This is a genomic window from Candidatus Korarchaeota archaeon NZ13-K (genome assembly GCA_003344655.1).
Taxonomy (GTDB): Archaea; Korarchaeota; Korarchaeia; order Korarchaeales; family Korarchaeaceae; genus Korarchaeum.
This window is the reverse complement of the sequence record MAIU01000026.1, coordinates 1-12,464: the sequence shown is the minus strand read 5'-3', so window position 1 is coordinate 12,464 and position 12,464 is coordinate 1. Positions and strand designations below refer to the sequence as shown.

Below are 12,464 nucleotides of genomic sequence, written 5' to 3'. Positions count from 1 at the left end.
GGTGAGGGGAATTCTGAGACTGCTGCTGCTCGATGTCCTCAGGGAGGAGCCATTGCACGGCTATGAGGTGATCAGGAGGATGAGCGGCCTGCTCAACTACACCCCGAGCCCGGGCGTGGTTTACCCCGCGCTCCAGCTCTTGGAGGAGAGGGGGCTGATAAGCTCGAGGTTCGAGGGGAGGAGGAGGGTGTACAGGATAACGGAGGAGGGGCTTGAGTACCTCAGGAAGCATGAGGATAAACTCTCCTGCTTCCTTGAGAAGCACAGGAGGTTCTCAAGGGTTAGGGAGATGATACCCCCGAGCCTTTTCCGGCTGATGGAGGACCTCCTTTCCGTGAGCGATGAGCTGAATCATGAGGAGAGGGAGGCCGTTAGGAGGGCCTTCCTGAGGCTGGAGGAGGAGATCAGGAGGATACTGGGTGATAGGTATGGAGGCCATAGTCGTTAGGAACCTGGTCAAGAGGTTCGGCTCCCTGACTGCAGTCGATGGCGTGTCCTTCGACGTGAGGAGGGGCGAGATATTCGGCTTCCTGGGCCCCAATGGGGCCGGGAAGACCACCACGATAAACATACTCGTGACGCTGATGAGGCCTACGAGCGGTGAGGCTTACGTGGCCGGGCACAACGTGGTCGAGGAGCCCGTGAGGGTCAGGGAGAGGATAGGGATAGTCTTCCAGGACGCATCGGTGGACAGGAACCTGACGGGGTGGGAGAACCTGTACATACACGGGCTGATATACGGGCTGAGCGGGGAGGAGCTGAGGAGAAGGGTCGAGGAAGCCCTCGAGTTCGCCGAGCTGACCAGGTTCAAGGACGTGGAGGTCAAGAACTACAGCGGCGGGATGATAAGGAGGCTGGAGATAGCCAGGGGGCTCATGCACAGGCCCGAGATACTCTTCCTGGATGAGCCAACGATAGGCCTGGACCCGCAGACCAGGGCGAGGATATGGGAGTACATAGAGAGGCTGAGGGATGAGGGGGACGTAACTGTCTTCCTGACGACCCATTACATAGAGGAAGCGGAGAGGCTGTGCGATAGGGTCGCGATAATAGATCATGGTAAGATAGTGGCCATAGGGAGTCCGGATGAGCTGAAGAGCGGCATCGGGAGGGATGTCCTCTATCTGAGGATGGATGATCACTCGAAGTCCAGGTACCTGATAGAGGAGCTCCTGGAGGAGGGCATCGTTACGCATTATAGGGAGGTGAACGGCCTGCATGCCCTCAGCGTGAGCAACGCCTCCAGGGCGATACCCCTCGTGTTCGAGGCGGCCTCCAGGCTTGGGGTGAGGATAGAGGAGGTGAGGTACGCCCAGCCGACGCTCAGCGACGTCTTCCTTCACCTGACCGGGAGGGAGATGAGGGATGAGGGGTCGGACTGGAGGGAGGCTATGAGGATGAGGCATCTGGCCGCCAGGAGGTGATTGAGATGAACGAGGGGAAGATACTTTACGCCATGTTCTACAGGCAGGTGAAGAGGTACTTCAGGGCCAGGTCCAGGTTAATAGGGACCATCGTGAACCCGCTCATGTTCTTCGTATTCTTGGGCATGGGCTTCAGCGCCTCCATGAGGGGCCTCTCGGCGAGCCTGGGCGTGGACTACCTGGCCTTCCTGGCCCCGGGCATAGTGGTCATGACGACTTTCACGGCCAGCTTCATAGGGGGCATCTCCGTGATATGGGACAGGGAGTTCGGGTTCCTCAAGGAGGTTCTGGTGGCGCCTGCCAGCAGGACCTACGCCATAATGGGGAGATCCCTGGGGGACTCCTTCACATCCTCCCTCCAGGCGCTTCTGATAACGCTCCTGATATGCGCTATAGCCCCCCTGAACCCGATAGGGATAATTCCCTCGCTGGCCGTCTGCTTCCTCACGTCGCTGGCCTTCAACAACATGGGCATAGCGATAGCATCCAGGATGAGGAGCCCGGAGGGCTTCCAGCTGATAGCCAACCTCCTGACCTTCCCTCTAATATTCCTGAGCGGGGCCTTCTACCCAATAGACAACCTGCCCCAGGCGGTCAAGCCCCTCTTCTACCTGAACCCTCTCACCTACTCGGTGGACCTCACGAGGTACCTCATGATAGGGATCTCCTCGATACCCCCAGTCGCTGACGCCCTGATCCTGCTCATAATAGCATCGATCCTCTCCCTGATCTCGGCCAGGCTCTTCAACAGGAGCACGCTGGACTGAGCTGGCCCTCAGATTACCCCCTTCTCACATCTCCCAGCTCAGAACGGTTCACCCTCACGCGGCGCCGCGTCCCAGTGACCTCTCCCCCTGAGGGGATCGCCTCGTGGCATCCGAACCCCCTGTCCTCCCTCCTGCCTATGTTGTAGAGCACGTCCCTCAGCGAGTCCCTAGCCTCCTCGTAGCTCGAGAACTCGCCGAGCCAGACGGAAGGAGTGGTTCCACTCTCCCCGTCCCTCTCGACCACCAGCACCAGGTATCTCGGGGGATCCCTGATTATGTAACCCTCCGCCCTGTACTCATCAATCCTCCAGGCGCCCCTGCAGATGATGTCCAGCCTCTCAGACACCTCCAGCCTCCTCATGCTTCCCCTCTAGGATCGACCTGATGGCCCTCCTTACGAGCTCATCAGGCTTTTCCCCGAGCCATTTTGGCCTCTCAAGGATCCTTCTAAGCTCCTCGAGGCTCGATATCCTCTCATGGATCTTCAGTCCCATCTTCCCATTTCTCCTCAGCTCCAAATCCATTAAAATCTTACCATCCTTCCTCCTGATCGTCACGACGGTTACGAGATCCTCATCCCCGAGCTCGAGCATGCGGGACCCGGGGGCTCGGGTCCTGAGATGTTAAAACCATCACGCCCGGGCCGCTAGGATTAGCGCCAGGGCGCCGAGCGCGAGGCAGTAGTAGGAGAACAGGTGAAGCCTTCCCCTCCTCACCAGGGAGACGAGGGACCTTATAGCCACCAGCCCGATCGAGAACGAGGAGAGGAAACCGATCAGGTTCGCGAGGCTCATGACCTCACCGGGGGACCTGAGCGCCTCCAAGGTGAGCGCCCCCGCTATAGCGGGCACTGAGAGGAGGAAGGAGAAGCTCAAGGCCTCCTCCCTCCTCAGGCCCGCGAGCAACCCGATCGCTATCGTGGACCCTGACCTGGATATGCCCGGGAGCAGCGAGGCCGACTGGGCCATGCCGACCAGAAGGGCCCTCCTGAGATCGAGGGAATCCCGCCCCCTGGACCACTTGGTCGAGTAGAGAATAGCTCCATTTATGAGCAGGCCGATGGCCGCGACCCGAGCGTTGAAGGAGGCCTCGACCCGGTCCGCGAGCAGCAGGCCCGTGAAGGCCACGGGTAGCGTGCCCACTATGACGTACCAGGCTAGCCTGCTCTCGTAGGGAAGATCGAATGACCTCCTCAACCAGATCTCTGGAAGGCTCCTAAGGAATCCCCTGATGACCCCGATAACCTCGCTTCTGAACGTGAGGAGGGCGGAGAGCATCGTCCCCCCGTGAACCAAGGCATCGAAGGCCACGGATCCGGGGGAGAGGAAGCTCTGGAGCAGGACGAGGTGAGCCGAGCTGCTTATCGGGAGCCATTCCGTCAGGCCCTGGACTAGGCCGAGCACCAGGGCCTCCCATGGATCCATAGGGAGGGTGCGAGGGGTGTGCTAAAAAACATTAACCTTTTTTTTTAAGCCCCCACTCGGAGGATCCGATGGCCCTCAGCATACTGAACCACGTCATCGGTCCGGTGATAAGGGGTCCCTCGAGCTCTCACACAGGTGCCTCTTACTTCATCGGGAAGCTGGCTGGGGAGATACTGTCTGATGAACTGCTGGAGGCCACGTTCATCTTCGATGAGAGGGGCTCCTATGTCAGGGTCTACAGGCAGGAGGCCAGCGATATAGCCTTCGTCTCAGGACTCATCGGATTGAGGCTGGAAGATGAAGCTTTCATCAGGGCGATTGATCTCGCCAGAGAGTCCGGGATCAGCGTCAACTTTCGCTCGGGAAACTTGGGCGAGTCCCCGCATCCGAACGAGGTCTTGATCCTGCTGAGGGGGAGGAGGAAGGAGCTCACGATCAGGGCGAGATCCACGGGCGGTGGGATGTTCGAGATCATCGAGATCAATGGCGTGGGCGTGAACCTGACCGGAGGGGAGTACCTGCAAGTCCACGAGTGCTCCGGGGCACCTCGCCCCCTGCGCGAGGGCATCCTGATTCCCCTGGGAGATCGCTTCCTGCTCCTGATCAAGAGCTCTGAGAGGAGGGAAGCGGAGCATCAGAACTTCGATTGGATTGTGAGCTCCAAGGTGATAGATCCTGTCTTCCTTCCGGTGAAAGGAAAGGCCATGTTCTCCAACGCGGAGGAGCTCAGGACCCTATGTGAGAGGGAGGGAATCAGCCTGGGGGAGGCTGGAATCCTGTACGAGTCCGAGCTGCTGGGCATGGAGAGGGAGGAGCTGATGGACCTCATGCTGAGGAGGTACGAGGTGATGAGGCGATCGATAGAATACGGCATGAGCGAAGGGGTCAGGCTGAGGGTGCTCAGGCCAGCAGCCAGCTCGATGTACGAGAGGCTCGTCAGGGGGGAGCTCCCGGTGGGAGGTCCTCACGCGAGGGCAGCGGTCCTGGCGATGGCAGTGATGCACGCTTGCAACTCAAACGCGGTGGTCGTGGCGGCCCCAACGGGTGGATCGGCCGGCGTGATCCCGGGCGTGCTGGCGACTCTGGAGGATGAGGAGGGCCTCTCCAAGGAGGAGCTGGTGAGATGCCTCTTCGCGGCCGGGGCCGTCGGCCTGATTATAGGCAGCAGGGCCACCTTCGCTGCTGAGGAGGCGGGCTGCCAGGTCGAGATAGGGGCCGCTGGCGCAATGGCCTCCGCGCTCGTGGTGGAGGCCTTCGGTGGCTCCTGCGACCAAGCGCTGAATGCGGCTGCCGTATCACTTCAGAACATAACCGGGATGGTCTGCGATCCCGTGGGAGGGTACGTTGAGGTTCCTTGCCACACCAGGAACGCTGTCGCAGCCGCCTCGGCATTCGTTAACGCCGATCTCGTGATGGGGGGCTATGACAACCCCATACCTCTTGATGAGACGATAGACGCCATCTACTCAGTGGGGAGGATGATGCCCAGCGAGCTCAGGTGCACCGCCATGGGAGGACTGGCAGCCTGTCCATCGGCCGCGAGGTTCAGGCAACGCTAGCCTCCCTCAGGTGCCTGTCCAACCACTCAGCTATCCTCCTCAATCTCTCAATCCTGTGCTTGGGCTTCCCGCTCCTGCTGAGGTCATGATTCTCCTTCGGGAATATTACGAGCTCAGCCTCAACCCCCAAGACCCTGAGCGCCGTGAAGAACTGAAGGGCCTGATCCAGCCAGCACCTGTAATCCTCATCGCTGTGAATTATCAGCGTGGGAGTTTTGACGTTCTTGACATGGGCCAGGGGACTCCTCTCCCAGTACTCCATGAAGTTCTCCCAGGGATGACCTCCTATCTGATCGGGGTTGAAGAAGAAGCCTATGTCTGTGGTTCCGTAATCGCTTATCCAGTTGCATATGCCCCTCATGGTCACGGCGGCCTTGAACCTATCGGTGTGCCCCACGATCCAGTTCGTCATGAAGCCACCGTAGCTTCCCCCCATCACGGCCAGCCTCTCGGGGTCTGCATAGCCCCTCCTCAAGGCCTCATCCAGGGCCTCCATGAGGTCCAGGTAGTCCCTCTCACCGTAACGTCCCCTTATGTCCCTGAACTCCTCACCGTACCCCTCGCTCCCCCTGAAGTTCACGAGGAGGATGCCGTAACCCCTCTGGCGAAGGAAGTGGAGCTCGTGCATGAAAGCCTCTCCGAACGCCGTCGCGGGCCCCCCATGGACGTAGAGCACGGTGGGGTGAGGTGGATCCCCATCCGGGGCAAGGTAGAGGCACTCGATCTCAACACCATCCGAGGCCCTGAAGCTGAACATCTCGGGTCTCCTCAGGCTCACCCTCGACGCGAAACCCTCGTTCATCCTAGTCAGGGCCCTCAACTCACAACCCTCGACCAGGTAGATCTCGGCGGGCCTGTCGAACCTCATAGCTGTCAGGACGATCCTCCCTCCCCTGATGTCGAAGCCCTCCACGGAGATGCCGGAGGGGCTGACCCTCTCCACCTCCCCCTCCCTGAACCTGAAGAGAGGGGCCTGCGTCCCATCCTGTATCACCGCGTACCACCAACCCTCGTGCCACGCGGGCCTCATGTTCATCCCTCCCCTCACGTCGCTGTTGAGCGAGTTGCCTATGCTCCTATCCCATTCCAGCTGATCCACCGGATCCCAGCGGTCCACTGGGGTCTCGAAGAGGTGCGAGTTGGTCGCGAGTCCCCTCCTAAGATCGTGGCCGACGACGCCCAGCCTGGACTCGGACCTCCAGCAGACCCTCCTGAGGTACCAGCTCCCATCCCCCAGCTCCTGGGCCTCTCCCTCCATGTCCGAGACAAAGAGGCTCACGTTCAGGGGTCTCTGCCTGTCCCTCAGGGCCAGGAAGGCGACCCTCCTCCCATCTGGCGAGACCTTGAAGTCCATCACCTCCAACCCCTGCTGGGACAGGGGCCAGTGCTCCCCGGTCATGAGGTCGATGGCGTGGAGCCTCCTGGTGAACCAGTAGGTCCATCCCTCCCCGTTCTCCCAGAATGGTATCGTCCTTATCGTCTTAACATCATCCTCCCTCCTTCCCTCCCTCAGCACAGCCAGGGCGATGCTGCCAGATGCCCACTCCACATCCTCGATCCCCGCCTCCCAGTGAAGGACGGGATACTCCTCGGCCGTGGTCCAGAGGATCAGGGAGTCCCCGTCATTCCCCTTCCTCACGAAGACGAGCCTCCTCCCTCCGGGCTCCCAGGAGGGATTCCCGTCCCTCGGCCCCCGGGTGAGCGGGAGGGGCTCCTCCCCGGGCCGGAGTCCCCATATCCTGTGATCGTAGGAGTCCTCCTCCAGGAGCGCCCTCCCCGTCCTGAAGGCGACGAGATCGCCATCCCACCTGAGGAAGGGGGGTCCGATGAGCACGATCTTCGAGAAGTCATCAAGGTCAGTGGGTCTCATATGGGCGCGGGGGTGCCATGGGAGAAAAAGGTTGACGCTTGCGAGGTCACTCCCCCGAGCTCCCCTTCTCCGAGGTGAGGAAGGCGTAGAGCAGGATTGATGCTATCATGAGCAGGGACACCCAGGAGGGCACCTCCACCTCGAAGGCGGAGAGCATGAAGGCAACGCCCAGATAGATCAGATATATGGCCAATCCCTTCCCCAGGTTCTTGAGCCTCCTTACCCCATGCTCCAGCACGAAGTAGAGGGATCTGAGCCCCAGAATGGCCATTATGTTAGAGGTGTATGCTGTGAAGAACTCCCTGGTTATTGCCAGCACGGCGGGAACTGAGTCGAATGCAAACATTATGTCAGTGGTCTCTATCGCGAGGAGCACCAAGATGAGCGGGGTGAACAACCTATCCGAGGAGATCCTCACGATGAACCTCTGCCCGTGATACTCATGCGTGAGCGGTAGGAACCTCTTCGCCAGAATCACCACCCTGTTCTTCGATGGATCCACGCTCTCAGCACCTCCCCTCGCCATCTTATAGCCTGAGTATATCAGGACGGCCCCGAAGACGTAGACCATCCAGTGGAACGTCTGGAGCAGGGTGACCCCCACGGCTATGAAGGTGGCCCTGAATATCACGGCGAAAACTATTCCCAGGAAGAGGACAAGGGGTCTGGCATTGTAGGGAACCGCGAAGTAAGTGAAGATGGCCAGGAAGACGAAGATGTTATCCATTGAGAGCAGGTACTCGGTAGTATAGGCTGTGATGTACTTCACGAACTCATCCAGGCCGTAGAATTGGAGCACGAAGGCGGAGAAGGAGAGGCCTATCGACACCCAGATTATCACCCACCTCAGGCTGTCCCTGAAGGTCACCTCAGTGTGATGGTAATGCCTCAGGTCTATGAAGAGGAAGAGCGCGATCACCGAGTGGAACGCCACCCAGAAGAGCGGATCCGTGACCTCCATCTAGGGCCCGGGCTGGGCTGACCCATAACAATAAAAATCTTCATCCTCCTATAGTGGGAACCGGCTTCCCTTAGCTTCTCTTGGGGACCTCAGGGGATCCTCCCGATCTCCAGGAGCTTCTCCAGGAGGAGGTAGTAGCTCACCGCCATCCCACCGTCCACGCCGAAGGCCTCACCGGTTATGTAGCTCGAATCATCGGACGCGAGGAACAGGGCCAGCTTCACCACATCCTCCGTGTTCCCGAGCCTTCCCAATGGTATCAGCCTCCTCCTTATCTCCAGCTGCTCCTCGGTGAACTCCTCCCTCAGCATGTCGGTCTCCACGGGACCGGGGCATATAGCATTGACCCTTATCCCGTGCCTGGCCCACTCGGCGGCCGCCTGCTTCGTAAGCATTATCACGCCGGACTTTGAGGGGCTGTATGCGCCGGAGCCGACCATGGGGAGCACGCCGGCGACGGAGGCTATGTTTATTATGCTCCCGCCGCCCGACTCGGCCATGAGCCTGAAGAAGGCCCTCATCACGTAGAAGGTGCCGTTGAGGTTGACGTCCACGACCTTCCTCCATTCATCGTATGAGGTCTCCTCCAAGGGGCGCCTCACGGTGATGCCGGCTGAGTTCACGAGGATATCAAGCCTCCCGAACTCCCTCCTGACGACCCTCTCCATCTCCTCCACCTGCATGGGATTGGAGACATCTGCCCTCACCATAATGGCCCTCACTCCGAGCGAGTTGGCTGAATCTACGACCTCCCTGGCCTTGGAATCGTCTCTCGAATAGTTGACGATGATGTTGGCTCCCTCCCTGGCGAAGGCCAGGGCTATGGCCCTTCCTATTCCCCTGGAAGCCCCCGTGATCAGGGCAACCTTGCCGTCCAGCCTCATGATCCCCTCCAGCTCAACGCAGGCTCCTTTAAAACCTTGATCATCCGGACAGCTCTGCGAACTCCCTTATCATAATGATGTCTATGACGGCCTCCAAAACGTTCATGGTGTAGCCCAGGATCCTCTCCATACTGTTCAGGAGCATCTGGATCCTGCTGTCCTCGACCCTCCTCCCCCTGATGAGTTTCAGAGCGTCATCTATCCTCCTCGCGGACTCCTCGGCCTCGACCTCATCCGGTTCCAGGAGGAGCCTCGTGGAGGAATCGAAGAGATCCAGAACGGAGATGAAATCCTCGAGCAGCCATCCAGGGATCCTTCCCCCGGAGGTGATCACTTCAAGCGATTCCCTCGCCATCAGGACGGCGTGATCCGCTATCCTCTCCATCGACCTGGCAGCCAGGAACACCTGGGGTGCCTCGGCGGCGCTCCTCAGCCCGTAGCTCTCCACGCTCAGGGGGTTCATCAGCATCCTCGTCACCTGCTTGGCGACGAGCAGGTAGAGCTTGTCGACTATCTGATCCTCCTCTATGACCCTCTCAAGCACTTTAACGTCATTCCTGCCCATTCCTGAGTGCATGTCCTCGAGCATGTGGTGGACGTTCTCCCTCAGCTTCCCCAGAGTGTCGCTGAGCCTCATGGCGTCCTCATCCACGACCGCGTAGAATGTGAACTCAGACCTGCTCTCCCTCAGCACGTTGAAACCCAGGACGGATGACTCCAAGAACCTCCTGATCTCGAAAGCCGATTCCTTGAGCTCGGGATCGAAGCTGAGCGTGACGGTCGAGAAGCCCGCTATGTAGGCGGCGAGGATCCTCCTGATCAGGCTGTTAGGATCATCCCCCCTACCTAGCTCGAAGGACTTTCCTATGCCGGGTGCCCTCTTGGGCGAGCTACCGTACAACCTGAGGGAGCCGTCCTGCATCAGCTCCAGGTAAACCTTGGATCCCTTCTCGAGCCCGAGCTTCCTCACCCAATCCTTCGGAATGGAGACGATGTAGGTGGCATTTCCAGTTAACTGGAGGTTCCTAACGTATAGCCTGCTCATCAGGCAGCCACGCGGGGTCGCAATATATAGTTTTCCATGTTATCTATTTACCTATTTAATTAACTGCCAGATTATTCATCTCTATATTCGTAATTTCTTTAAGGAAAATAAGGAGAATATGTTTATAAAATTTCCCAAGATGGTGAGAGGGTGGTCCGCATGAGGAAGTACCTCCCAGCCTTAGTGGCCCTGGTGGTGGTCGCGGTCGCGATGGCTGCGGTCCTTTCACCGCAGAAGCCTCCAGCTGAGCGGAAGCGGGTCAATCTGCTGGGATCAGGGGCCACTTTCCCCTACCCGCAGATAGCCGCTTGGATCGATGATTTCAGCAGGAAGTACCCGAACGTCACGATTAACTACAACCCCACCGGTAGCGGAACAGGACAGGAGCAGTTCTTCTCCCAGGTAGTGGACTTCGCGGTGAGCGATCCCCCTATCTCGAGGGAGAAGTGGGAGTCCTGGAGGGGGAGGTTCGTCCAGATGCCCTTCGTCCTGGGCGCCGTTGTCGTGACTTACAACCTGCCGGAGGTGAGCGGCAGGCTGAGGCTCGACGCGGAGACTTTGGCGCTAATCTACATGGGGGAGATACAGTACTGGAATGATGAGAGGCTGAGAAGACTCAACCCCGATCTCAGCCTCCCGGAGAGGAGGATAATAGCAGTCCACAGGTCAGACTCTAGCGGCACCACCGACGTCTTCACTAGGTTCCTCCACAAGGCGGCTCCGGAGGCCTGGCCAGAGGAGCTCGTGGGGAAGTCCGTGGAGTGGCCCGTCGATAGGAGAGGGAACGGAGTCGGTGGTAAGGGGAACCAGGGAGTCGCTGAGGTGCTCAGAACGACCCCCGGCTCCATAGGATACTTGGAGCTCAACTACGTCCTGGAGCTCAACATGCCGACCGCGCTGATAAGGAACAGGGATGGAAGGTTCGTCGAGGCCAACGAGACGACCATTATGAGAGCGGTCGTTGCTGCTTCTCCCTCTCTACCGAAGAGCCCAGACGGGGACTTCAGCGGGGACCTAGATGCCTTGCTCTTCGCACCGGGTGAGAGCTCATACCCGATAACCTCATTCAGTCACCTGCTGTTCTACATCAGTTACTCTGACCCAGCCAAGGCGTGGGCCGTGAGGGAGTTCATAAGGTATGTTAACACGGAGGGACAGGGGAAGGTCCTGAGGGGCTACGTCCCCATACCGGAGGAGGTGAGGCAGCTGAACCTCAAAGCGCTGGAACTCATAAAGGGCGGTTGAGCGGCTTCCGAACAGGTGATTTATGCGACCACTCACGTGATTCATCGCAACTTTTTTATTTTTTCGGCGTGGCCGATACCGGATGGGATTCGAGGATATTCTGTTGAAGGTCGAGCTTCACGCATACCTCCCCAGGCGCGATATAGAGTCCCTCCTATCCAGGCTGATCCCCGAGATGGAGGCTCTCGGCTTCCTGGCCAGCCTGAGGGCCGAGGGATATGCCTTTCTCCCGGCCGGACTGCCCGTTCCGACGCACATAAGGGCCGGAATCAACGAGGGAGCTATCTCCATCTGGGTCAGGGGCGCGGGTGAGCTCCCGGAATCCGCCCGGATGCTGGGGATGGATCCCGAGGAGTACTTTGAGAACCTCATGAGGGGGCTGAGGAGAGCCGGCGATATCCTCAGGGGGTTCAGCGGGAGAGGGATGGTCCAGATCTCAATTCCCGAAACTTAAAAAGGCTGCCCTCACGGTCGGCTGGGGTAGCATGAGGGTGGCGATAACCGGAAGGTCGGCCCTTCTCATAGTCGACGTGCAGAGGGATTTCATGCCCGGAGGGGCGCTGCCCGTCCCCGAGGGGGACTCCGTCGTGGTCCCGATCAACGAGCTGGTCGGCAGGTTCGAGGGGAGGGGATTGCCCGTCATCCTGACCAGGGACTGGCATCCCCCGGATCACGTGTCCTTCAGGCCCAGGGGAGGGCCCTGGCCCCCTCACTGCGTCGCCGGCACGGAGGGCGCGGAGTTCCATCCCTCCCTCAGGGTTCCCCCGGGGGCCCTGATAGTCTCGAAGGCAACCGAGAGGGATAGGGAAGCTTACTCGGGATTCGAGGGGACCGATCTGGCTCAGGCGCTCGCGAGCCTCGGGGTGAGGAGGCTCTTCGTGGGTGGGGTGGCCACCGAGTACTGCGTCAGGGCCACCGTGCTGGATGCGCTCAGGCTCAACTACGAGGTCCTAGTGGTCGAGGAGGCGGTGAGGGGGATCTCCAAGGATGGGGAGGAGAGGGCTAAGTATGAGATGCTCAGGGAAGGGGGAATACTGGTGAGGCTGGATGAGATAGCGTAGGCGGGATCTGGGAGCGCGGGTCCTCAAAGTAAGAGATCGATGGTCTCGGTAGCTCGATGAAAAAGAGTGAAGATGCTGCCCGCTCAGTCCTCAGTCCTCCTCCTCTTGACCGCTCTATCGAAGATTATCCAGTTCTGGTACCACTCCTCGTTCTCCCTCCTGAGGAGAGAGAGCGCGCTCTTCATAAGCTCCTTCGTCGTCACCTCAGTGATCCCCCTGCTCAG

General features: G+C 59.4%; 15 protein-coding genes. 7 read left to right on the top strand and 8 right to left on the bottom strand.

Annotation, left to right across the window (positions count from 1 at the left end):
* Position 1 precedes the first annotated feature (1 nt).
* From BA066_04220 to BA066_04210, 3 genes are read left to right on the top strand one after another with little or no spacing between them, the layout of a single operon-like run.
* Positions 2-448: a PadR family transcriptional regulator gene (locus tag BA066_04220; GenBank protein ID RDD53489.1), complete on the top strand. Its 447-nt coding sequence runs from the start codon at positions 2-4 to the stop codon at positions 446-448.
* Positions 429-1,424 (top strand): ATP-binding cassette domain-containing protein, encoded by a 996-nt coding sequence (locus BA066_04215; protein RDD53488.1) that lies wholly within the window; start codon positions 429-431, stop codon positions 1,422-1,424. Before BA066_04220 ends, BA066_04215 begins: the two co-directional genes overlap by 20 nt.
* Before the next feature lie 32 nt (positions 1,425-1,456).
* On the top strand, positions 1,457-2,191 hold the full coding sequence (locus BA066_04210) for an ABC transporter (GenBank protein RDD53490.1): 735 nt from the start codon (positions 1,457-1,459) through the stop codon (positions 2,189-2,191).
* Between the two features lie 13 nt (positions 2,192-2,204).
* On the opposite strand, the gene BA066_04205 is transcribed toward BA066_04210, so the two are convergent.
* Genes BA066_04205 through BA066_04195 form a run of 3 tightly spaced genes read right to left on the bottom strand, consistent with a single transcriptional unit; the run spans position 2,205 to position 3,615 of the window.
* The gene (locus BA066_04205) at positions 2,205-2,552 is read right to left on the bottom strand and encodes a hypothetical protein (GenBank protein RDD53487.1); all 348 of its coding nucleotides are present in this window, start codon (positions 2,550-2,552) and stop codon (positions 2,205-2,207) included.
* Positions 2,530-2,784, bottom strand: a complete 255-nt coding sequence (locus BA066_04200) for a hypothetical protein (protein RDD53486.1) — start codon at positions 2,782-2,784, stop codon at positions 2,530-2,532. Before BA066_04200 ends, BA066_04205 begins: the two co-directional genes overlap by 23 nt.
* A 39-nt stretch (positions 2,785-2,823) precedes the next feature.
* Positions 2,824-3,615 (bottom strand): undecaprenyl-diphosphate phosphatase, encoded by a 792-nt coding sequence (locus tag BA066_04195; GenBank protein ID RDD53485.1) that lies wholly within the window; start codon positions 3,613-3,615, stop codon positions 2,824-2,826.
* Between the two features lie 68 nt (positions 3,616-3,683).
* Between BA066_04195 and BA066_04190 the strand changes: the two genes are divergently transcribed.
* Positions 3,684-5,174: a hypothetical protein gene (locus BA066_04190; protein RDD53484.1), complete on the top strand. Its 1,491-nt coding sequence runs from the start codon at positions 3,684-3,686 to the stop codon at positions 5,172-5,174.
* Here the strand turns inward: BA066_04190 and BA066_04185 are convergent.
* From BA066_04185 to BA066_04170, 4 genes are all read right to left on the bottom strand, one after another.
* Positions 5,161-7,044: a S9 family peptidase gene (locus BA066_04185; GenBank protein ID RDD53483.1), complete on the bottom strand. Its 1,884-nt coding sequence runs from the start codon at positions 7,042-7,044 to the stop codon at positions 5,161-5,163. The two genes, BA066_04190 and BA066_04185, sit on opposite strands and share 14 nt — an antisense overlap.
* Before the next feature lie 46 nt (positions 7,045-7,090).
* Positions 7,091-8,005 (bottom strand): hypothetical protein, encoded by a 915-nt coding sequence (locus BA066_04180; protein ID RDD53482.1) that lies wholly within the window; start codon positions 8,003-8,005, stop codon positions 7,091-7,093.
* Between the two features lie 89 nt (positions 8,006-8,094).
* Entirely contained in the window at positions 8,095-8,889 is a 795-nt protein-coding gene (locus BA066_04175; protein ID RDD53481.1) for a 3-oxoacyl-ACP reductase FabG, read from the bottom strand.
* A gap of 40 nt (positions 8,890-8,929) precedes the next feature.
* The gene (locus BA066_04170) at positions 8,930-9,934 is read right to left on the bottom strand and encodes an AbrB/MazE/SpoVT family DNA-binding domain-containing protein (GenBank protein RDD53480.1); all 1,005 of its coding nucleotides are present in this window, start codon (positions 9,932-9,934) and stop codon (positions 8,930-8,932) included.
* Between the two features lie 159 nt (positions 9,935-10,093).
* Here BA066_04170 and pstS point away from each other — a divergent pair, with 159 nt between their 5' ends.
* The 3 genes from pstS (at position 10,094) to BA066_04155 (ending at position 12,240) form a co-directional block, all read left to right on the top strand.
* Positions 10,094-11,179 (top strand): phosphate ABC transporter substrate-binding protein PstS, encoded by a 1,086-nt coding sequence (gene pstS, locus BA066_04165; protein ID RDD53479.1) that lies wholly within the window; start codon positions 10,094-10,096, stop codon positions 11,177-11,179.
* Between the two features lie 82 nt (positions 11,180-11,261).
* Positions 11,262-11,633, top strand: a complete 372-nt coding sequence (locus BA066_04160) for a hypothetical protein (protein ID RDD53478.1) — start codon at positions 11,262-11,264, stop codon at positions 11,631-11,633.
* Between the two features lie 31 nt (positions 11,634-11,664).
* Complete coding sequence (locus tag BA066_04155; protein ID RDD53477.1) at positions 11,665-12,240, top strand: nicotinamidase; 576 nt, start codon at positions 11,665-11,667, stop codon at positions 12,238-12,240.
* 83 nt (positions 12,241-12,323) lie between these two features.
* On the opposite strand, the gene BA066_04150 is transcribed toward BA066_04155, so the two are convergent.
* A partial coding sequence (locus BA066_04150; protein RDD53476.1) for an ATPase occupies positions 12,324-12,464 on the bottom strand: 141 nt, incomplete at its 5' end.

Coding starts and splice junctions, on each gene's coding strand:
- BA066_04215 (RDD53488.1), top strand. CDS start 429: ATGGAGGCCATAGTCGTTAGGAACCTGGTCAAGAGGTTCGGCTCCCTG.
- BA066_04210 (RDD53490.1), top strand. CDS start 1,457: ATGTTCTACAGGCAGGTGAAGAGGTACTTCAGGGCCAGGTCCAGGTTA.
- BA066_04205 (RDD53487.1), bottom strand. CDS start 2,552: ATGAGGAGGCTGGAGGTGTCTGAGAGGCTGGACATCATCTGCAGGGGC.
- BA066_04200 (RDD53486.1), bottom strand. CDS start 2,784: ATGCTCGAGCTCGGGGATGAGGATCTCGTAACCGTCGTGACGATCAGG.
- BA066_04195 (RDD53485.1), bottom strand. CDS start 3,615: ATGGATCCATGGGAGGCCCTGGTGCTCGGCCTAGTCCAGGGCCTGACG.
- BA066_04190 (RDD53484.1), top strand. CDS start 3,684: ATGGCCCTCAGCATACTGAACCACGTCATCGGTCCGGTGATAAGGGGT.
- BA066_04185 (RDD53483.1), bottom strand. CDS start 7,044: ATGAGACCCACTGACCTTGATGACTTCTCGAAGATCGTGCTCATCGGA.
- BA066_04180 (RDD53482.1), bottom strand. CDS start 8,005: ATGGAGGTCACGGATCCGCTCTTCTGGGTGGCGTTCCACTCGGTGATC.
- BA066_04175 (RDD53481.1), bottom strand. CDS start 8,889: ATGAGGCTGGACGGCAAGGTTGCCCTGATCACGGGGGCTTCCAGGGGA.
- BA066_04170 (RDD53480.1), bottom strand. CDS start 9,934: ATGAGCAGGCTATACGTTAGGAACCTCCAGTTAACTGGAAATGCCACC.
- pstS (RDD53479.1), top strand. CDS start 10,094: ATGAGGAAGTACCTCCCAGCCTTAGTGGCCCTGGTGGTGGTCGCGGTC.
- BA066_04160 (RDD53478.1), top strand. CDS start 11,262: ATGGGATTCGAGGATATTCTGTTGAAGGTCGAGCTTCACGCATACCTC.
- BA066_04155 (RDD53477.1), top strand. CDS start 11,665: ATGAGGGTGGCGATAACCGGAAGGTCGGCCCTTCTCATAGTCGACGTG.